General features: G+C 49.0%; 18 protein-coding genes, 1 rRNA gene and 1 pseudogene. 8 read left to right on the forward strand and 12 right to left on the reverse strand.

Features of this window, described 5'->3' with window-relative positions:
• Positions 1-76: 76 nt before the first annotated feature.
• The 7 genes and pseudogenes from lepB to rseD form a co-directional block, all read right to left on the reverse strand.
• Positions 77-1,051 (reverse strand): signal peptidase I, encoded by a 975-nt coding sequence (gene lepB, locus LVQ76_RS18390; protein ID WP_034459309.1) that lies wholly within the window; start codon positions 1,049-1,051, stop codon positions 77-79.
• Between the two features lie 14 nt (positions 1,052-1,065).
• Positions 1,066-2,865: a translation elongation factor 4 gene (lepA, locus tag LVQ76_RS18395; RefSeq protein WP_064513124.1), complete on the reverse strand. Its 1,800-nt coding sequence runs from the start codon at positions 2,863-2,865 to the stop codon at positions 1,066-1,068.
• A 204-nt stretch (positions 2,866-3,069) separates the two neighbouring features.
• The gene (rseC, locus tag LVQ76_RS18400; RefSeq protein WP_232866059.1) at positions 3,070-3,549 is read right to left on the reverse strand and encodes a SoxR-reducing system protein RseC; all 480 of its coding nucleotides are present in this window, start codon (positions 3,547-3,549) and stop codon (positions 3,070-3,072) included.
• Positions 3,546-4,502 carry a sigma-E factor regulatory protein RseB gene (gene rseB / locus LVQ76_RS18405; protein ID WP_232866057.1) on the reverse strand — a complete coding sequence of 319 codons (957 nt, stop codon included), beginning with the start codon at positions 4,500-4,502 and terminating at the stop codon, positions 3,546-3,548. Before rseB ends, rseC begins: the two co-directional genes overlap by 4 nt.
• Positions 4,502-5,149 (reverse strand): anti-sigma-E factor RseA, encoded by a 648-nt coding sequence (gene rseA / locus LVQ76_RS18410; RefSeq protein WP_064513130.1) that lies wholly within the window; start codon positions 5,147-5,149, stop codon positions 4,502-4,504. Before rseA ends, rseB begins: the two co-directional genes overlap by 1 nt.
• A gap of 31 nt (positions 5,150-5,180) precedes the next feature.
• Complete coding sequence (gene rpoE, locus LVQ76_RS18415) at positions 5,181-5,756, reverse strand: RNA polymerase sigma factor RpoE (protein ID WP_034459318.1); 576 nt, start codon at positions 5,754-5,756, stop codon at positions 5,181-5,183.
• Between the two features lie 22 nt (positions 5,757-5,778).
• Positions 5,779-5,868, reverse strand: a pseudogene (gene rseD, locus LVQ76_RS22490) (rpoE leader peptide RseD); the annotation flags it as partial.
• Positions 5,869-6,190: 322 nt separating this feature from the next.
• Here rseD and nadB point away from each other — a divergent pair.
• Positions 6,191-7,807, forward strand: a complete 1,617-nt coding sequence (nadB, locus tag LVQ76_RS18420) for an L-aspartate oxidase (RefSeq protein WP_232922220.1) — start codon at positions 6,191-6,193, stop codon at positions 7,805-7,807.
• On the opposite strand, the gene trmN is transcribed toward nadB, so the two are convergent.
• Positions 7,792-8,529 carry a tRNA(1)(Val) (adenine(37)-N(6))-methyltransferase TrmN gene (gene trmN, locus LVQ76_RS18425; protein WP_232922221.1) on the reverse strand — a complete coding sequence of 246 codons (738 nt, stop codon included), beginning with the start codon at positions 8,527-8,529 and terminating at the stop codon, positions 7,792-7,794. The two genes, nadB and trmN, sit on opposite strands and share 16 nt — an antisense overlap.
• A gap of 133 nt (positions 8,530-8,662) precedes the next feature.
• Between trmN and srmB the strand changes: the two genes are divergently transcribed.
• On the forward strand, positions 8,663-9,985 hold the full coding sequence (gene srmB / locus LVQ76_RS18430) for an ATP-dependent RNA helicase SrmB (protein WP_151995830.1): 1,323 nt from the start codon (positions 8,663-8,665) through the stop codon (positions 9,983-9,985).
• 144 nt (positions 9,986-10,129) lie between these two features.
• Here the strand turns inward: srmB and grcA are convergent, their stop codons facing one another.
• Positions 10,130-10,513 (reverse strand): autonomous glycyl radical cofactor GrcA, encoded by a 384-nt coding sequence (gene grcA / locus LVQ76_RS18435; RefSeq protein WP_232866052.1) that lies wholly within the window; start codon positions 10,511-10,513, stop codon positions 10,130-10,132.
• A 320-nt stretch (positions 10,514-10,833) separates the two neighbouring features.
• Here grcA and ung point away from each other — a divergent pair, with 320 nt between their 5' ends.
• A complete protein-coding gene (gene ung / locus LVQ76_RS18440) occupies positions 10,834-11,514 on the forward strand; it encodes a uracil-DNA glycosylase (RefSeq protein WP_232866050.1) in 681 nt (226 codons plus the stop codon).
• A 54-nt stretch (positions 11,515-11,568) separates the two neighbouring features.
• Here the strand turns inward: ung and LVQ76_RS18445 are convergent, their stop codons facing one another.
• The gene (locus LVQ76_RS18445) at positions 11,569-12,630 is read right to left on the reverse strand and encodes a tRNA/rRNA methyltransferase (RefSeq protein WP_064513145.1); all 1,062 of its coding nucleotides are present in this window, start codon (positions 12,628-12,630) and stop codon (positions 11,569-11,571) included.
• Between the two features lie 210 nt (positions 12,631-12,840).
• Here LVQ76_RS18445 and trxC point away from each other — a divergent pair, with 210 nt between their 5' ends.
• The 5 genes from trxC (at position 12,841) to LVQ76_RS18470 (ending at position 18,580) form a co-directional block, all read left to right on the forward strand.
• Positions 12,841-13,260, forward strand: a complete 420-nt coding sequence (gene trxC / locus LVQ76_RS18450; protein WP_232922222.1) for a thioredoxin TrxC — start codon at positions 12,841-12,843, stop codon at positions 13,258-13,260.
• Positions 13,261-13,332: 72 nt separating this feature from the next.
• On the forward strand, positions 13,333-14,034 hold the full coding sequence (locus tag LVQ76_RS18455) for a tRNA-uridine aminocarboxypropyltransferase (protein ID WP_232905097.1): 702 nt from the start codon (positions 13,333-13,335) through the stop codon (positions 14,032-14,034).
• Between the two features lie 32 nt (positions 14,035-14,066).
• Complete coding sequence (locus LVQ76_RS18460; protein ID WP_232922223.1) at positions 14,067-16,727, forward strand: bifunctional acetate--CoA ligase family protein/GNAT family N-acetyltransferase; 2,661 nt, start codon at positions 14,067-14,069, stop codon at positions 16,725-16,727.
• Positions 16,728-16,841: 114 nt separating this feature from the next.
• Positions 16,842-18,197 (forward strand): CDP-diacylglycerol--serine O-phosphatidyltransferase, encoded by a 1,356-nt coding sequence (gene pssA / locus LVQ76_RS18465; protein WP_232922224.1) that lies wholly within the window; start codon positions 16,842-16,844, stop codon positions 18,195-18,197.
• 59 nt (positions 18,198-18,256) lie between these two features.
• Positions 18,257-18,580 carry a YfiM family lipoprotein gene (locus tag LVQ76_RS18470; RefSeq protein WP_232866046.1) on the forward strand — a complete coding sequence of 108 codons (324 nt, stop codon included), beginning with the start codon at positions 18,257-18,259 and terminating at the stop codon, positions 18,578-18,580.
• Here LVQ76_RS18470 and LVQ76_RS18475 read toward each other — a convergent pair.
• Together LVQ76_RS18475 and rrf are read right to left on the reverse strand one after the other, a co-directional pair.
• Positions 18,577-19,881, reverse strand: a complete 1,305-nt coding sequence (locus tag LVQ76_RS18475) for an MFS transporter (protein WP_232866044.1) — start codon at positions 19,879-19,881, stop codon at positions 18,577-18,579. The genes LVQ76_RS18470 and LVQ76_RS18475 overlap by 4 nt on opposite strands.
• Before the next feature lie 216 nt (positions 19,882-20,097).
• Positions 20,098-20,177 (reverse strand): 5S ribosomal RNA (gene rrf, locus LVQ76_RS22495); the annotation flags it as partial.

Raw genomic sequence — 20,177 nt, forward strand, 5'->3', positions numbered from 1 at the left:
GGGAGCCAACCTTAATACGGGGGGATATTCTATAGATAACGACATAGAAAGTCGTTATCTGAATGGATTTAATTGATCAATGAATTCCGCCAATACGACTTAAGCGAACACCCGTTGGCCATTCACCCTCTTGTTTCTCAAAACTCATCCAGATAGTGGTTGCTTTACCTACCAGATTTGCCTCAGGAACAAAGCCCCAATAACGGCTATCAGCGCTGTTATCGCGGTTATCACCCATCATGAAATAATGGCCCGGTGGCACAATCCACGTAGCAAGTTGCTGGCCCGGTTGCTGGTAATACATACCCAGTTGGTCTTGAGCGATTGGCACAGTTAAAATACGGTGAGTTACATCACCCAGTGTTTCTTTGCGCTCAGACAGGCGAATCCCGTCTTCTTTAGTCTGGTTCAGCGGCAACTGGAAGAAACCAGAATTAGCTTCACTGCCATTACGACGCGCAAAAGTCTGCACAAAATCACTTGGCTCTACATTGCTGTAGGTAATTGGCAGAGCGTTATCACATGCCTGACCTGAACTGCAATTTGGCTGAATAGTGACTTCTTTTGCCACTGGATCGTAACTGACGCGATCGCCCGGTAAACCAACGGCACGCTTGATGTAATCCAGACGTGGATCTTGTGGATATTTGAACACCACAATATCACCGCGTTTTGGGTGACCCGTTTCTATGAGCGTTTTCTGGTAAATCGGATCTTTAATACCGTAAGCAAATTTCTCCACCAGGATAAAGTCGCCAATTAATAACGTTGGCATCATTGATCCTGATGGAATCTGGAATGGCTCATAAATAAATGAACGTACGATCAAGACAATAGCGAGCACCGGGAATACGGATGCCCCCGTTTCTAACCAACCTGGCTTAGGTGCGACTTTTTTTAGCGTTTTGCTATCAAGTGCATCACCAGTGGCAGCTTGCGCTGCCGCCTGTTTTTCATGACGCTTTGGCGCAAAGATAAATTTATCAATACACCATAAAAGGCCTGTTACCAGCGTCGCTATCACGAGGATTAGCGCAAACATATTCGCCATGCCAACTCCTTAATTTATTTGCTGTCTTTGCCGACGTGCAGAATGGCGAGGAACGCTTCCTGAGGCAATTCGACGTTACCGACTTGCTTCATACGCTTCTTACCGTCTTTCTGTTTCTGCAACAGCTTTTTCTTACGGCTGACGTCACCGCCGTAGCATTTTGCCAATACGTTTTTACGCAACTGTTTAACAGTAGAACGCGCGATGATATGTGCGCCAATAGCCGCCTGAATCGCAATATCAAATTGCTGGCGTGGGATCAGCTCTTGCATCTTCTCAACCAACTGACGGCCACGGAACTGCGAGTTACCACGGTGCGTGATCAATGCCAGGGCATCCACACGATCGCCGTTAATCAGTACATCAACACGCACCATGTCAGAAGTCTGGAAGCGTTTGAAGTTGTAATCCAGAGAAGCATAGCCGCGGGATGTTGATTTCAGACGGTCGAAGAAGTCGAGAACCACTTCAGCCATTGGAATTTCGTAAGTCAATGCAACCTGGTTACCGTGGTAAACCATGTTGGTCTGCACACCGCGTTTTTCGATACACAGAGTGATAACGCTGCCCAGATATTCCTGCGGCATCAGCATATGACATTCTGCAATTGGCTCGCGCAGCTCTGCGATGTTATTCAGTGCTGGCAGTTTAGATGGGCTATCAACATAGATAGTTTCGCCGGTCGTGGTTTCGACTTCGTAAACTACGGTAGGTGCAGTGGTAATCAGATCAAGATCGTATTCACGCTCCAGACGCTCCTGAATGATTTCCATGTGCAGCAGACCCAGGAAGCCACAGCGGAAACCAAAGCCCAACGCAGTGGAGCTTTCTGGTTCATAGAACAGGGAAGCATCGTTCAGGCTAAGCTTGCCAAGCGCATCACGGAAGTTTTCGTAATCGTCTGAGCTAACCGGGAACAGACCTGCATAAACCTGCGGCTTCACTTTTTTAAAGCCTGGCAGCGCTTTATCTGCCGGGTTACGCGAAAGGGTCAGGGTATCGCCGACCGGTGCGCCGAGAATGTCTTTGATTGCACAAACCAACCAGCCAACTTCACCACAGCCCAGAACATCACGATCAACACGTTTCGGTGTGAAAATTCCCAGACGGTCAGCGTTATAAACCTGGCCGGTGCTCATTACTTTGATTTTGTCGCCTTTTCTCATGGTACCGTTTTTGATACGCACCAGAGAAACAACGCCAAGATAGTTATCGAACCATGAGTCAATGATCAGTGCCTGCAATGGCGCTTCCGGATCACCTTCAGGGCCTGGGATATCACGCACCAGGCGTTCAAGAACATCCGTCACACCAAAACCAGTTTTTGCCGAGCAGCGCACAGCATCGGCGGCGTCGATGCCGACGATGTCTTCAATTTCTTGCGCAGCACGTTCTGGATCAGCTGCTGGCAGGTCAATTTTGTTTAGAACTGGAACCACTTCCAGATCCATTTCCATCGCGGTGTAGCAGTTTGCCAGTGTCTGAGCTTCTACACCCTGCCCGGCATCCACCACCAGCAATGCACCTTCACAGGCTGCAAGAGAGCGGGATACTTCATAAGAGAAGTCAACGTGGCCTGGGGTGTCGATGAAATTCAGGTGGTAAGTTTCACCATCAGATGCTTTGTAATCCAGCGTAACGCTTTGCGCTTTGATGGTAATACCACGTTCACGCTCCAGATCCATGGAGTCAAGAACCTGGGCTTCCATTTCACGGTCGGACAAGCCGCCGCAAATTTGGATAATACGGTCAGACAGCGTCGATTTGCCGTGGTCGATGTGGGCAATAATAGAAAAGTTACGTATATTCTTCATAGTTAGAGGTTTTATGCCTTACAAATCCGGGAAAGCTCGGCGCAATGCGCTGTACAGAGCATGATGTCAATGGCTGTCTTTTGCCTGAAACGCCGCATTCTACACTACAACGAGAAAGCGAGGAAACAGGTCATCATGCAAGCGTAGCTGAGTGATGAAAAGCCGGTGGAATGTGTGTCAAATAGATCGTGGGTAGAAGAGGCTTCACCGATTGTCCGCAGAAGTAACCGTTTCGACTCTCAGTGCATCAGGCGGCAGAGCAACGCTTAAAATAACAGGCTGCCAGGTTTCACGACGACTGAGTTTCAAAGAGAAGCCGCGAGCGATAAGAAAACCGCCAACCCCACCCAGCAACGCACCACAAATCGCTGCAAGGTTTGTCCCAAACAGGGCCTGGAAGAGAGCTGAAACCAGAAATAAACCGACCAACGGTGACATGTAAACCAGTAAGGCAGAACCAATCAGGCTACCTTCCGCAATGCCCAATTCGACTTTTTGACCGGCCACCAGCGGCGTATCACACGCAACTGATAAGGTGTGATTGGTTTGCGGGCCAAGCTTATTGAGTATGCGACTACCGCAGCCAGCGCGTGAAGCACAGCTGCTGCATGACGCTTTTACATCACAGCTCAGCAATGCTTCACCTTTTTGCCAGGAGACAACTGTTGCCCACTCTTTGATCATTGCGCAGCCTTGAATTTGATACTGTCAGCAATACGTTTTGCTGTTTGCGGAGGTAATTCACCCACAATGGTGATCTCAGTTTTGTCACGAACCTCAGAACTGACCGTACGGCGACCCGTGCGTAATAGCTGATCGGTACTATTACTTACAGCGCGGCTAATGTTTACTGAGAAGCTAAACAAGCCATCAGAATAGAGACGTGATTCAATCGGGACGTCAACAGTTGGCAATGGACGACGGCTGCTGGATACCTCGCTAAAACCTTGTGGCAACCAGGTCGGTGCCCAGGAGAAATTGACTTTCTCAGCACCTGGAACCGACAGCAATGGCGGTAAATTTGCCTTTGCCAGACTTTGCATCATGGTATTTGCTTCTTTGCTAACGTTGAAAGAAATAACGCGGAATTGTTCCAACGTTTCGCCATCACGATCCAGCAAATCAACACGCAGTGGTAATTTGGTTTCAGAGTCCATCCAAACCATATAGCTGTAACGTGTACCGTCTCGTGCCACAACACGAATGACTTCACACAGGCGATCGGCTATACGTGTACGTCCAACAGAGATGAAGTCGTAATAAGGGGTGAGACGTTTGAAATCGGTGTAGACGATTGATGGGAGCGAATCAACGATGTAATCCCCAGTGAGCGTAAACGGCTCAAGTCCTGGTTCAAAATAGCTGATTTCACTGCCACGCTGGACAACCTCACGACGTGGGCCATCCATCTGAAGCAATTGAGCAAGCGGACGATTATCAAGCCTTGCATGTCGATAGCGTAAAGACTCTATCCCCTGCTTATTAATGCTGATAAATGCCAACTCATAATTGAGTGACTGACTTGCCTGGTTCATCTGCTGCAACAATGCCCCGGACGAAACAGTGTCCGCCGAGGCATTTGAGGTGAACAACAGGCTGCTTGTCATAAGAGACAGGGCATACCAAAGTTGCTTCATTACTGCGATTGAGTTCCTAAAGTTTGGTTTCCTGGCACTTGTACCGCAGCTTGCTGGGTTTGTGCCTGTTCAAACTGGAGTTGCTCGGCGTGTAAACGACGCTGCAATTCGTAATCTTGCAACATGGCATTGATACGTCGACGCTGTTCCTGTACCTGCTGCTGACCTGTGCTGGCTGTGCTGTCAGACGGCACACCCAAACTTACCGGACTCGCTTTACCCATCATCGGCAAGGTGTTAAACACCGGAGCCTCGGGCTGAGCAGGGTTGTCAGACTGACCATTATAGTGCTGCACCCCGACGATTACCGCAAGCGATACGCACGCTGCAACGCCCATTTGGGTGAGTTGGCTTGCCCACGGACGAACCTTATTCCAGAATGACATTTTCTGCCATTGCTGAGGTTCGGGCTGCTGTTCAGTAATGAGTGGCGTGACATTACGCACTGGCTCATTTTCAATCGCGGCCATGACATTGGCTGCAATATCAAAATGAAGTAATTCACTGGTATCGCCGCGCATAGTATCGCGGATTAGGTGGTAGCTCTCCCAGCTGTTCTGCAATGTTTTGTCCTTCGACAAAGTACCGAGCAGTTCGCTATCCAGAGTTTCCCCATCCATTAAAGCGGAAAGCTGTTCTTTCTGCATGCCTAATTACCCTTCCAGTAACCCGCTATCGTCAACGCCTGATTAGCGGTTGAACTTTATTATCAATAGCTTCCCGTGCACGGAAAATACGAGAACGTACAGTCCCTACTGGGCAATCCATGATGACGGCTATTTCTTCATAGCTCAAACCATCCAACTCCCGCAACGTAATTGCCATGCGTAAATCTTCCGGGAGTGACTCAATAGTACGGAAAACTATTTGTCTCAGTTCTTCAGACAACATTAAGTTCTCAGGGTTCGATATTTCTTTCAATGCGCTGCCACTTTCGTAGTTTTCCGCATCAATTGCGTCCACATCACTTGATGGAGGACGGCGTCCCTGAGCAACAAGATAATTTTTTGCCGTGTTGACCGCTATACGGTACAACCATGTATAAAACGCGCTATCGCCACGGAATGAATCCAGCGCACGATAAGCTTTAATGAAAGACTCCTGCACCACATCAGGAACATCTCCTGAAGGTACATAGCGGGAAACCAGACTCGCCACTTTATGCTGATAACGAATTACCAGTAAATTGAATGACTTCTGATCTCCCTTCTGGACCCGTTCGACGAGGACTTGATCCGTTAACTGCTCGCTCATCCGAGGTAATGTCTCCCCAAACCTATTTCCACGCGTAATTGAAAAGCCACCCGAACTCTGCATATCTGAGCAAGTTCACGGTTGGAGCGCTCGATTTGAGCAAAGTTCCGTTACGCCTTTGTTTTCCTGATCTGTTCCACGAATTATCTCTTCTTGATTATAAGTTTCGTGGCACAAACCGTGACACCTTTTTTATCCTAAAAGGCGATCGCTAAACTGCTTGCAGAGTATCGCATGAATCATGATTTTTCATCAGAAAATCTGCCACTAACATCGGACCTGTAACAAATATGGCTTATTCAGCACATAATTCAGATGAAACTGAGATCTTCAGCTCTTTTGTTTAGTTCATATAACACTGGATTAAAAAAATCGTGTTAGAGCCCACATCGGGTGATATGCTGGCCCAACCTTTGTTTAGTAAATTAAACACGATGAATGCAAATTCCGAACTAGCTTGTGATGTATTAATCGTCGGTAGCGGAGCTGCTGGCCTCTCTCTTGCTTTACGGCTTGCCGAAAACAGTAAAGTTATTGTTCTGAGTAAGGGCCCAATCAATGAAGGCTCAACTTTATATGCTCAGGGTGGAATCGCTGCTGTGTTCGATGAAACGGACAGTATTGATTCACATGTAGAAGATACTCTCATCGCAGGTGCTGGAATTTGTGATCGTGACGCGGTGGAGTTTGTCGCCAGTAATGCACGCCACTGTGTGCAATGGCTAATCGACCAGGGCGTGCTGTTTGACACAGAGGTCCACGCAAATGGTGCGGAAAGCTACCATTTGACTCGTGAAGGTGGGCACAGCCATCGCCGAATTCTTCACGCAGCTGATGCCACAGGTAAAGAAGTTGAAACCACGCTGGTCGGTAAAGCGCTGAGCCATCCTAATATTCGCGTTATTGAACGCAGTAATGCTGTCGATCTTATTGTCTCGGACAAAATCGGCCTGCCGGGCACGCGCCGTGTTGTCGGTGCCTGGATTTGGAACCGTAACCGCGAAAAAGTAGAAACTTGTCGGGCGAAAGCTGTGGTCCTTGCCACCGGTGGCGCATCAAAGGTTTATCAGTACACCACAAACCCGGACATCTCTTCAGGTGACGGTATAGCCATGGCCTGGCGAGCGGGTTGCCGTGTAGCAAACCTAGAATTCAATCAGTTTCACCCTACCGCTCTGTTCCACCCGCAAGCGCGCAACTTCCTGCTGACCGAAGCATTGCGCGGTGAAGGTGCCTATCTCAAGCGCCCGGATGGCACTCGCTTTATGCCTGATTTTGACGAGCGTGGCGAACTGGCACCGCGAGATATCGTGGCACGCGCCATCGATCATGAAATGAAACGCCTGGGTGCAGATTGCATGTACCTGGATATCAGCCACAAGCCGGAAGAGTTTGTGCGCCACCATTTCCCAACTATCTATGAAAAACTGATGGGCCTGGGTATCGATCTCACCAAAGAACCCGTGCCGGTAGTACCCGCTGCGCATTATACCTGCGGTGGCGTAATGGTAGATGAGAATGGCCGCACTGATGTTGACGGGCTTTATGCTATAGGCGAAGTGACATATACCGGCTTGCATGGCGCAAACCGTATGGCATCAAACTCATTGCTCGAATGCCTGGTTTATGGCTGGTCTGCAGCGGAAGATATACTGAAGCGCATGCCTTATGCGCGCATTTCCCGCTCTTTACCTGACTGGGATGACAGCCGTGTAGATAATCCGGATGAACAAGTTGTTATCCAGCACAACTGGCATGAACTTCGTCTGTTTATGTGGGATTACGTCGGTATTGTGCGCTCAACGCGTCGTCTGGAACGCGCATTGCGCCGTATCACCATGTTGCAGCAAGAAATCGACGAGTACTACGCCAACTTCCGTGTCTCGAACAATTTGCTGGAACTGCGCAACCTGGTGCAGGTTGCTGAGTTGATTGTGCGCTGCGCCATGATGCGGAAAGAAAGCCGGGGTCTGCACTACACGCTGGACTACCCGGATTTAGCCGAAAACTCAGGGCCAAGCATTCTCTCGCCACTCTACATAAATAAATAGAAATCCTGGGTCAGGCTGCAGTAGCCTTCTGAATATTGCTGGTCTGGCCCACGAATCGTTAATCGATCGGTATAATATTCACCGTCTGTCGGTGACAGCGCCAGCATGACACGATGCGGCAAGCGCGTTTCGTTATCAGCAACGTCGGTACGATAACGAACATGCCATCCCTGCTTTTTAGCCAGTTCAGTAAACGCCGTTCCCGCCGTTTCAGGCATGATCACACAGAAAAAACCGTCTTCCGTAATTAACTGCGTTGCGCTGTTTAACAACGCGCTATGATCCAATGTCGTGGTGTAGCGCGCCTGTGCTCGTTCTGCCGATGCACAATTGCTGCCCTGTTCAAAGAATGGCGGGTTACTGACAATCAGCGAATAGCGCTGTGTCGCCTGCTCAGCCCATTCGCGGATATCTGCACAATGCACAGTTATGCGCGAGGCCCACTGGCAACCTTTGGCATTTTCCGCAGCTTGCTCAGCGGCAACAGGATCAAGCTCCACAGCATCGATCGTGACATTATCAGGTGTGCGTTGCGCGAGCATCAGCGCCAACAAACCACTACCTGTACCGATGTCCAGCACGCTAGTCACGTTTGCAACAGGCACCCAGGCGCCAAGCAGTGTGCCATCTGTACCGACTTTCATGGCGCATCGATCGTGCGCGACAAAGAACTGTTTAAAGGTGAATCCATCACGACGCAATACTGCTTTTTGACTGCACATCTTAGCTACCCTATAGAGAAACGGGTGTAGCATAGGGGAAACTCGCTGCCAGGAAAAGCGTCAGTTACCCACACAAACAGATGAAGATCGCAGCCATAACGTCTATAATCGGCGCCCTACATAGAGGAAGACCATGACTGTAACCACTTTTTCCGAACTGGAACTTGACGAGAGTTTGTTACTCGCGCTCCAGGACAAGGGCTTTACCCGCCCGACAGCTATTCAGGCTGCCGCCATTCCACCTGCACTTGAAGGGCGTGATGTCCTCGGTTCCGCGCCAACCGGTACCGGTAAAACAGCCGCTTATTTGCTGCCTGTGTTACAGCATTTGGTCGATTTCCCGCGTAAGAAATCTGGCCCACCACGTATTTTGATCGTCACGCCAACGCGTGAACTTGCAATGCAAGTGGCCGATCACGCTCGTGAACTGGCAAAACATACTCATCTTGATATCGCAACCATCACCGGTGGCGTGGCTTATATGAACCACGCGGAAGTGTTCAGCGAGAACCAGGATATTGTTGTTGCAACGACGGGTCGTCTACTGCAATACATCAAAGAAGAAAACTTTGATTGCCGTGCGGTAGAGACACTGATTCTTGATGAAGCCGATCGCATGTTGGATCTGGGCTTTGCGCAGGATATCGAAACCATTGCTGCTGAAACACGCTGGCGCAAACAAACCATGTTGTTCTCCGCAACGCTTGAAGGCGACGCGATCAAGAACTTCGCAGAGCGTTTGTTAGAAGATCCGGTAGAAGTTTCTGCAACCTCCTCAACTCGCGAGCGCAAGAAAATCCACCAGTGGTATTACCGCGCAGACAACGTTGAGCATAAAACGGCAATGCTGGTGCATTTGCTTAAGCAGCCAGACACTACACGTTCAATCGTGTTTGTCCGTAAACGCGACCGTGTGCATGAACTGGTTGCATGGCTTCGTGAAGCGGGAATCAACACCTGCTACCTCGAAGGCGAAATGGTGCAGATGAAGCGTACCGAAGCTATCAAGCGTTTGACTGATGGCCGTGTGAGCGTGTTGATTGCGACCGATGTTGCCGCTCGTGGTATCGATATTCCAGAAGTGAGCCACGTGTTCAACTTCGATATGCCGCGTACTGCTGACACTTACCTGCACCGTATCGGGCGTACAGGCCGCGCGGGTCTCAAAGGTACCGCAATTTCTCTGGTTGAAGCGCATGACCATTTGCTGCTGGGCAAAGTCACGCGTTACATGAAAGAACCAATGAAAGCGCGCATTATCGAAGAGCTGCGCCCAACGACCCGCGCACCAAGTGAGAAACTCACTGGTAAGCCGTCGAAGAAAGTGCTCGCGAAGCGCGAAGAGAAGAAAAAAGACGAGAAAGAAAAACCGCGTGTGAAAGTTCGTCTACGCGATAAAAAGAATGTCGGTAAGCGCCGAAAACCTAGCAGTGCTAAAACCGAATCAGCTGAATAAATCGTCAGTGAATATAAAAACCGTCTCCATTGAGGCGGTTTTTTTACGATCTGAGTCAGGTTTTTAACCGTTTAATAACTGTTATTAAGCCAAACCCATAAAAAAGCCGGCGCATGAGCACCGGCTTTTTAAATACTTTAGAAATTACAGGCTAGCAGTGAAAGTACGAGCAATCACGTCACGCTGCTGTTCTGCAGTCAGTGAGTTGAAACGCACCGCATAACCAGACACACGGATGGTCAGCTGTGGGTATTTTTCTGGGTGCTTAACAGCATCTTCCAGAGTTTCACGACGCAGCACGTTCACGTTCAGGTGCTGACCACCTTCCACACGAACTTCAGGTTTTGCTTCCACTGGGATTTCACGATATTCGATTTCACCCAATTTGCTTACTTCTACAACTTCGTCTTCTGCAAAGTCAGCTTTAGCACAAACACAACGTGCTTCGCCTTTCTCGCTGTCCAGCAGCCAGATTGAGTTCAGGAGGGAATCATTTGCAGCTTTAGTAATTTGGATACCAGTAATCATTTTATTTCTCCCTATGGGCTAATTTTGTGATTCTATTTCGGGCCATAAGCTGGCTCATTGGTAAAACCATTGTTGCGTTACTGATCTTTATACTAGCCAAAGTCGCTTCAAACTTTGATTTAAATCAATTAAATCCATGCCTACAATGTGGCTATGATATCATTTATTTGTTTTACATCAACTTAGCTCATCTCGTTCAAATTAAAAAATATGTAAATTTTCAAATTTTTTTAGGTTCCTGCGCATATAGACGCTCAACCATTTTGCTTAGTAGAAAGAAGTGGTTAAGCTAACATCATTCCTAATCGCAGGAGAGCGAGATGACTACCCCCCTCACGTGGCACGACGTGCTGGCGCAAGAAAAGCAGCAACCCTATTTCACAAATACCCTGGCAACCGTTGCCGAACGGCGAGCAGCCGGTGTAACTGTTTATCCGCCTCAGAAAGATGTGTTCAACGCTTTCAGGTTTACTGAGCTGGGTGATGTGAAAGTCGTGATCCTTGGTCAAGACCCTTACCATGGCCCAGGACAGGCGCATGGGCTAGCCTTTTCTGTGCTTCCCGGTGTTGCAGTGCCGCCATCATTAGCCAACATGTATAAAGAATTACAGACCGATATTGCTGATTTTACGCGGCCAAACCACGGCTATCTGGAAAGCTGGGCGCACCAGGGCGTATTGTTGCTCAATACTGTACTAACTGTTGAAGCAGGCAATGCGCATTCGCATGCGAAACTAGGTTGGGAGACGTTCACGGATAAAGTGATAGCGCTTATCAACGAACACTGTGAAGGTGTGGTCTTTTTGCTGTGGGGTTCGCACGCGCAGAAGAAAGGTAGCTTTATCGATCGCAATCGCCACCATGTTTTACAAGCCCCCCATCCTTCGCCTTTATCAGCACATCGTGGGTTTATGGGCTGCGGTCACTTCTCTAAAACTAATGAGTATCTGACAGAGCGCAACCAACCAGCGATTAACTGGACGCCGGTATTGCCAGATTAAAGAGACAAAAAAGCCAGCTTTCGCTGGCTTTTTAAAGCAGTCATTAACAAAGCATCACGCTTTGTTTTGACGCCACCACTCAGAGAGCAACACACCGGTTGCTACTGATACGTTCAGGCTTTCGACATTACCAGTACCGGTAATCGCCACGCTCATATCAGCATTTTCGAAGGTTGCATCGGAAACGCCTTCGCGCTCCTGACCTAACACCAGAACCATTTTCTTCGGCAACTCAGCTTTGAAAAGCGGAGTTCCTTTGTGGCTTGATGTCGTGACAATCGCATAACCGGCTTTACGGAATTGCTCCAGGCCGTCTTCGAAAGTCTCGCCGCTGATGGCTTCAACATGCTCCGCACCGCCTTCAGCAGTACGAACAGCAGCACCAGACTCCAGCATTGCCGCATCTTCCACCAGCAAACCTTTCACACCGAAGTGTGCACAGCTGCGCATAATGCCGCCAAGGTTGTGCGGGTTAGCCACGTTTTCCAGAGCCAGTACACAATCTTCTTCACCAGCTTTAGAAAGCCAGCTATCAACTGTGATACCACGACGCTTTTTAATGATGAAGCAAACGCCACCGTGGTGCTCAGTACCTGATGCTTTCACTAACTCAGCATCATCTACCACATGGTAGGCTTTACGGTTTGCTGCCATCCAACGTAATGCTTCTTTGAAACGCGGAGTCACGCTCTGGACAAACCAGGCGCGTACGATGCAATCAGGGCGGCTCAGGAACAGCGCCTGGCAAGCATTTTCGCCGTAAACACGAGTTTCTTCCGCACGCTGGCGGCGAATCACTTCAGGATCAACAATTGGTCTGCCATTGGCACCCATTTGCTCGCCTGCTTCAACTACTTCTTCTCTTGGCGGTCGTGAAACCGTACGCCACGGGTTATCACCGCGATCGTCACGATCATCACTACGATTCCGATCACGCCCGGCGCCAGGCTTATCATCGCGACGTGGACCACGACGGCCCTCACCCCGTGACGGTGCTGCAGGACGCCCACCACCTTTACCTGTGCGCGGGTTTTGGCTGCGTTTTTCGCTGTCATCGTCACCGCGGACATACATCACTTTGACTTTGCCGCTTTTACCTTTAAATTCGTCGTTCATTCTTCTCTCCACCTGGCTGAGCGCGTGGCGCGCAGATTACCCGATGTGGCACGGCTTAGCCATTAACTTTGGTCAAAAGCCAATAACTATTATATCCATCGAATAAATCACTTGGCTGGTACTCTATTAATCGCCGATAATATTTAACATATAAGAAACATTACTGACGAGTTGACTGTTTTCAGACAACGTATCCTTTAGAGGTTAGCTATGAATACCGTTTGTGCCGCCTGCCAGGCGATTAATCGCATCCCCGATGAGCGTATTGACGACGGTGCGAAATGTGGTCGTTGTGGCCATGAGCTTTTTGATGGTGAAGTGATTAATGCCACCAGTGAAACGCTGGATAAACTGCTGCAAGATGATTTGCCCGTAGTTGTGGATTTCTGGGCTCCGTGGTGTGGGCCATGTGTGAACTTTGCGCCAATCTTCGAAGATGTGGCGGAAGAACGCAGTGGAAAAGTACGTTTTGTGAAAGTAAATACAGAAGCAGAACCTGCACTTAGCGCACGTTTCCGTATCCGCAGTATTCCAACCATTATGGTGTTCAAAAAAGGTGAAATGGTCGACATGCTAAACGGCGCGATGCCTAAAGCACCGTTTGATAGTTGGCTGAACGAAAACACCTAATTTCACGGGCACGTTTCTTGTGCCCGAATGCCTCATCTACGTTAGAATGGCGTTTTTAAGCTTGTTTATCTGATGACTGAAAACGCCGTCCTACGTCTTCGTGCCGAACGCCTGGCGCGTGCAACCCGCCCTTTCCTTGCTCGTGGTAACCGCATCCGCCGTTGTCAACGTTGCTTGCTGCCGCTAAAACAATGCCTGTGCGAAACACTACAGCCGCAGAATGCACGTAGCCGTTTCTGCCTGGTGATGTTCGACACCGAACCGATGAAGCCAAGCAACACCGGGCGACTCATTGCAGATATTTTGCCGGATACCGAAGCTTTTCAGTGGTCACGAACCGAACCATCACAGGCACTGCTCGATTTAGTCAGTTCACCAGACTATCAACCGATGGTCGTATTCCCCGCATCTTACGCAAGCGCTGGGCGAGAAGTACTGACAACGCCACCTAAAAGTGGCAAACCACCGCTTTTTATCATGCTCGATGGCACCTGGACTGAAGCGCGTAAGATGTTCCGCAAGAGCCCTTATCTGGATAATCTTCCGGTCATTTCAGTGGATTTGAGTATTGTCTCGGCTTACCGACTCCGTGAAGCTCACGCGGACGGGCAATACTGCACAGCAGAAGTCGCAGCAGCATTGCTCGCACTTGCAGACGACGAGCACGCAGCTGTTGGCCTCACAGAACATTTCACGCTTTTTCGCGAGCGATATCTGGCAGGCAAACCCCATCATCAGTCCAGCATCACAGCAGCAGAGACAGAAAGCGTTTAAACTCACTGAGTTAATTCTCAGGGGAGAGAGCTATGAGTCAACGTGGGCTGGAGGCGCTACTGCGCCCCAAATCAATCGCGGTTATCGGGGCTTCTGCAAAAATAGACCGCGCAGGCTACTTAATGATGCGCAATCTCCTGGCTGGAGGCTTTAACGGCCCGGTAATGCCTGTGACACCCAGCCATAAAGCGGTTTGCGGCGTTCTTGCATGGCCAGATATCGCAAGCCTTCCGTTCCCGCCCGATCTTGCCGTCATTTGTACCAACTCAAAACGTAATCTTGAATTACTGCAAGCCTTGGGTGAAAAGGGCTGTAAAGCCTGCATTATCCTCTCCGCTCCGCCTGAGCAACTACCTGAATTATTAGCCTGTGCCACTCAATGGCAAATGCGTTTGCTGGGGCCAAACAGCCTTGGCTTACTTGCGCCATGGCAAGGACTTAATGCGAGTTTCTCACCCGTACCCATTCAGAAAGGTAAGCTGGCTTTTATTTCTCAATCAGCGGCAGTTTCCAACACAATTCTGGACTGGGCCCAGCAGCGTGAAATGGGCTTCTCATGGTTTATCGCGCTCGGTGACAGTCTGGATATTGATGTTGATGAGTTACTGGATTATCTGGCTCGCGATACCAAAACCAGCGCTATTCTGCTTTATCTCGAACACCTGAGCGATGCCCGACGTTTTGTTTCAGCGGCGCGAAGTGCTTCGCGTAACAAACCGATCCTGGTAATTAAAAGCGGTCGCAGCGCCAAAGCACAAGAACTGCTTAAAACCCATCTGGGGCTTGATGCTGCATGGGATGCAGCCATTCAACGTGCAGGTCTTTTACGCGTTCAGGACACTCATGAGCTGTTCTCGGCGGTAGAAACCCTGAGCCACATGCGGCCACTGCGTGGCGAGCGTTTAATGATAGTCAGCAATGGCGCTGCCCCTGCGGCGCTGGCACTGGATGAGTTATGGCTGCGTAACGGTAAGCTAGCAACGCTGAGTGATGAAGTTCTCAATAAGCTAAAGAGCGCTTTGCCCGTCAGTGTTGAAAGTAGCAATCCACTTGATCTCCGCGACGATGCGACTCCTGAACGTTATTTGCGAGCCATCGAAATATTACTGGATAGCCAGGATTATGATGCCCTGATGATCATCCATGCCCCGAGTGCTGCGGCCCCCGGGACGGTAAGCGCCACCGCGTTAATCGACTTAATCCACAAACATCCTCGCGGCAAATACATCACACTAATAACCAACTGGTGTGGTGAATTTTCCTCTCAGGAAGCCAGACGGTTATTCAGTGATGCAGGCATTCCTACATACCGCACACCTGAGGGCGCGGTAACAGCATTTATGCATATGGTGGAATATCGTCGAAACCAGAAACAGCTGCGTGAGACACCAGCGTTACCTGCCAATCTGAAAGCCAATGCCAGTGAAGCTCATGCCCTGCTGCAACAAGCACTGAACGAAGGAGCCACTTCTCTCGATACCCATGAAGTGCGCCCTATTTTACAAGCGTACGGGCTAAACACTCTGCCAACCTGGATTGCCAGCGACAGTGCAGAAGCCGTGCATATTGCCGAGCAGATTGGGTATCCGGTCGCATTGAAATTACGCTCCCCTGATATCCCGCATAAATCTGAAGTTCAGGGTGTGATGCTTTACCTGAGAACCGCCACTGAGGTTCAGCAAGCAGCTGATGCGATTATTGATCGAGTTAAAATGACGTGGCCGCAAGCTCGTATCCACGGGTTGTTGGTTCAAAGCATGGCTAACCGTGCCGGTGCCCAGGAGCTGCGCATCGTCGTTGAACATGACCCAGTCTTTGGCCCACTTATTATGCTGGGCGAAGGTGGCGTCGAGTGGCGCCCCGATCAGCAGGCTGTGGTGGCCTTACCACCACTCAATATGAATCTCGCCCGCTACCTCGTTATTCAGGCGATCAAAAGCGGAAAAATACGTGGGCGCAGTGCATTACGCCCGTTAGATGTGCCTGGTATTAGCCAGGTGCTGGTGCAGGTTTCAAACCTGATTGTGGATTGCCCGGAAATCCGCCGTCTGGATATTCATCCGCTTTTAGCCTCCGGTAATGAGTTCACACTCCTGGACGTGACCTTACAGCTCGCTAAATTCGAGGGGGATGCAGAAACTCGGCTGGCAATCCGGCCCTATCCTTACCAGTTGGAAGAAGATGTCATCCTCAAGAATGGTGAACAGTGCCTGTTCCGCCCAATTCTTCCGGAAGATGAACCGTTGCTACAACAGTTTATTTCGCGGGTTACCAAAGAGGATCTCTACTACCGCTACTTCAGTGAGATCAACGAATTTACCCATGAAGATTTAGCCAATATGACCCAGATCGACTACGATCGAGAAATGGCTTTTGTCGCTGTTCGCCAACTGAATGGTGAGAGTGAGATCATCGGTGTTACGCGCGCGATCTCCGATCCCGATAATATTGATGCCGAATTTGCCGTACTTGTGCGTTCTGATTTGAAGGGTTTGGGATTGGGTCGCAGGCTGCTGGAAAAACTGATTGCCTACACGGGTGAGCATGGGCTCCAGAGATTGAATGGCATTACGATGCCGAACAACCGTGGCATGGTCTCATTAGCTCGAAAACTAGGATTTGATGTCGATATACAACTGGAAGATGGCATCGTAAGTCTGACTCTTCCATTGATAAAAAGCATAGATTCGTGAGTAAGGTACTGGAAAACTTACTCACTTTGCGGGTTAGTAGTGGTATTATCAGCAGGTTCTGACGTCTGGATTTTGCAGAAGGCCATCCAATGAATAGAGAAGATACGCACTGTGATGTTGTCTAAATTTAAACGTAATAAACATCAACAACACCTTGCCCAATTGCCGAAGCTTTCTCAGTCAGTTGATGATGTAAAGACCCTTTTCTCCCCAGCGGATTTCCGTGAAGTTCTGCTGCAAAAAATTGCGAGCGCAACTCGCCGCATCTGTATTGTCGCATTGTATCTTGAACAAGATGATGCTGGTAAAGCCGTGTTAACCGAGCTCTACCAGGCAAAACAGCAACGCCCGGAAATAGAAGTGACCGTTCTGGTGGACTGGCATCGCGCGCAGCGAGGCCGTATCGGAGCTGCCGCTACCAACACCAATGCTGACTGGTATCATCGTATGACCGAGGAATATCCCGGCGTAGATATCCCAGTTTACGGCGTGCCAGTGAATACGCGTGAAGCATTGGGCGTTCTGCATTTCAAAGGTTTTATTGTTGATGATTGCGTGATTTACAGCGGCGCCAGTGTGAATGACGTCTATCTGCATCAGCATGATAAATATCGTTATGATCGCTATCAGGTCATCTGTAACCCGCAGCTTTCCGACATCATGTATAACTGGATGCAGGAAAATCTGGTACATGGTCGTGCGGTACATCGCCTGGATAAGCTACACAGGCCAAAAAGCCCGGAGATTAAAAACGATATCCGTCTGTTCCGCCAGGAACTACGAGATGCCAGTTTCCATTTCCAGGGTAATGCAGATAACGAACAACTTGCCGTTACGCCTTTAGTCGGTTTGGGTAAAACCAGTCTGCTCAATAAAACCATCTACCATTTGATGCCGTGTACCGAGCAAAAACTGGTTATCTGTACGCCTTATTTCAACCTGCCTGCTGTGCTGGTACGTAATATTATTCAGCTCTTACGTGAAGGGAAACAGGTTGAGATTATTGTCGGTGATAAAACGGCAAATGATTTTTATATTCCAGAAGATCAACCCTTTAAGATTATCGGCGCCCTGCCTTATCTCTATGAAATTAACCTTCGCCGCTTCCTGAGCCGCTTACAATACTACGTAAACAGCGGGCAGTTGATTGTTCGCCTGTGGAAAGATGACGATAACAGTTACCATCTAAAAGGCATGTGGGTCGATGATGAGTGGATGCTTCTAACGGGTAATAACCTTAATCCAAGAGCGTGGCGTCTGGATCTGGAGAACGCAATTCTGATTCATGATCCTAAACAGGAACTCACTGTCCAGCGTGACCACGAATTGGATCTGATCCGCACACACACTACAGTCGTTCAACATTATCGTGATCTACAGAGTATTGCGGAATATCCCGTTAAGGTGCGTAAGCTTATTCGCCGCCTGCGCCGTATACGTATAGATCGTTTAATCAGTCGTATTCTGTAGTTCATCGCTATACTGAAAAGCCCTGCTTGCAGGGTTTTTTTGTAGCCAGAGGATCATGAATGCTACGTCTTTTACTCCCTTCTGTATTACTTCTCAGCGGTTGCAGCCATATGGCGCAAGATCAATGGTCAGGCCAGGATAAAGCGCAGCACTTTATCGCATCGGCTATTTTATCCGCAGCAGGGAACGAATATGGCCAGCATCAGGGCTGGAGTGACTCCCATAGTGCGAATTTTGGCTTCTTATTTTCGGTAAGTCTTGGGGCCACGAAAGAATTATGGGATAGCCGCGCAACTGGAAGTGGATGGAGCTGGAAAGATTTCACATGGGATGTAGCCGGTGCAGCCACCGGCTATGCAATATGGCAATTCGCTAAATATTAGAGTTTGATGCCCTTCCCTTTGCGGTGTAGCAATAGCGATACCAGAAACGCCAGCGCCCCCATTCCTGAGACATACCAGAAAAATGCAGTCTCCATTCCGATGGATTTAAGTGAGAGTGCAACATATTCAGCCGACCCGCCAAACAAGGCATTTGCAACCGCATACGACAGACCAACACCTAATGCACGCACCTCAGGTGGGAACATCTCGGCTTTCAAAATACCACTTATTGAAGTATAAAAACTGACGATCAGCATCGCGAGAATAACCAGACCGAATGCGGCATAAGGTGAGCTAACGCTTTGTAAAGCAGTCAGAATTGGCACTGTCATCACCGTTGCCAGGCCACCAAAGCAAAGCATCGAATTTCGACGACCTATTTTGTCGGATAACGCACCAAAGAAGGGTTGCACCAACATAAAGATAAATAATGCGAAGGTCATTAATGCACTGGCTGTGTTGGCATGCATACCTGCGGTATTTACCAGGTACTTCTGCATGTAAGTTGTGAAGGTATAGAAGCTTAGCGATCCACCGGCTGTGAACCCGAGCACCATTATAAAGGCTCTGCGATTTTTCCAAAGCCCACCCAGAGTCCCTGCATCTTTGTGTTCCCGGGTCGCTTTATCTGAAGTTTCATCTAATGAACGGCGTAAATAGAGAGCGACAACAGCAAGTACTGCGCCCAGTGCGAAAGGTATCCTCCAGCCCCATTCACGCAACTCTCCGTCACTGAGAACTTGTTGAAGTACAACCACAACGAGTAGCGCTAACAGTTGCCCACCAATGAGTGTTACGTATTGAAAAGACGCATAAAAACCTTTCCGCCCTTCTACTGCAACTTCACTCATATAAGTTGCACTTGTACCGTATTCTCCTCCAACAGATAGCCCCTGAAATAAACGTGCCAGCAACAAAAGTGCCGGTGCCCAAGTGCCAATCGAGGAATAACCAGGCAAACAGGCGATTACCAGAGATCCAAAACACATCATGCAAACAGAGATGAGCATCGAGTTTTTACGCCCGTGCTTGTCGGCAATATAACCAAACAGCCAACCACCAATCGGACGCATTAAAAAACCTGCGGCAAATACCCCGGCAGTTTGTAGAAGTTGTGTTGTGCTATTGCCCGAAGGGAAGAAAATATGTGCAAAGTAGAGGGAACAGAATGAGTAGACATAGAAATCAAACCATTCAACCAGATTCCCTGATGAGGCTCCCACAATTGCCCAAATACGACGGCGTGTATCTGAACCTGTCAGCGTTCCGTTGTCCTGATGTGTTGTTGCTGCTTCAGTCATTTTTTAATCCCCTGTCTTCCTGAATAAGCGTAAAGCCCAAAGATCCAGTAAAGCAGGTGATTATTTAGATGCTATTCAGAGTTGTCTGTTTCAAGGTAGTTGCATCAATAATTGTGAGCAAGCTAATCTTTTTATCTGTAAGTCGGTGAAGTTTCATAAATCACACAAAACAAAAAAGCCCCATGCTTTCGCATGAGGCTTGTTTGTTTATTTGGAGCCTGGCAGTTCCCTACTCTCGCATGGGGAGACCCCACACTACCATCGGCGCTACGGCGTTTCACTTCTGAGTTCGGCAT

It is taken from the genome of Buttiauxella cochleicola, assembly GCF_021283185.1.
Taxonomy (GTDB): Bacteria; Pseudomonadota; Gammaproteobacteria; order Enterobacterales; family Enterobacteriaceae; genus Buttiauxella; species Buttiauxella massiliensis.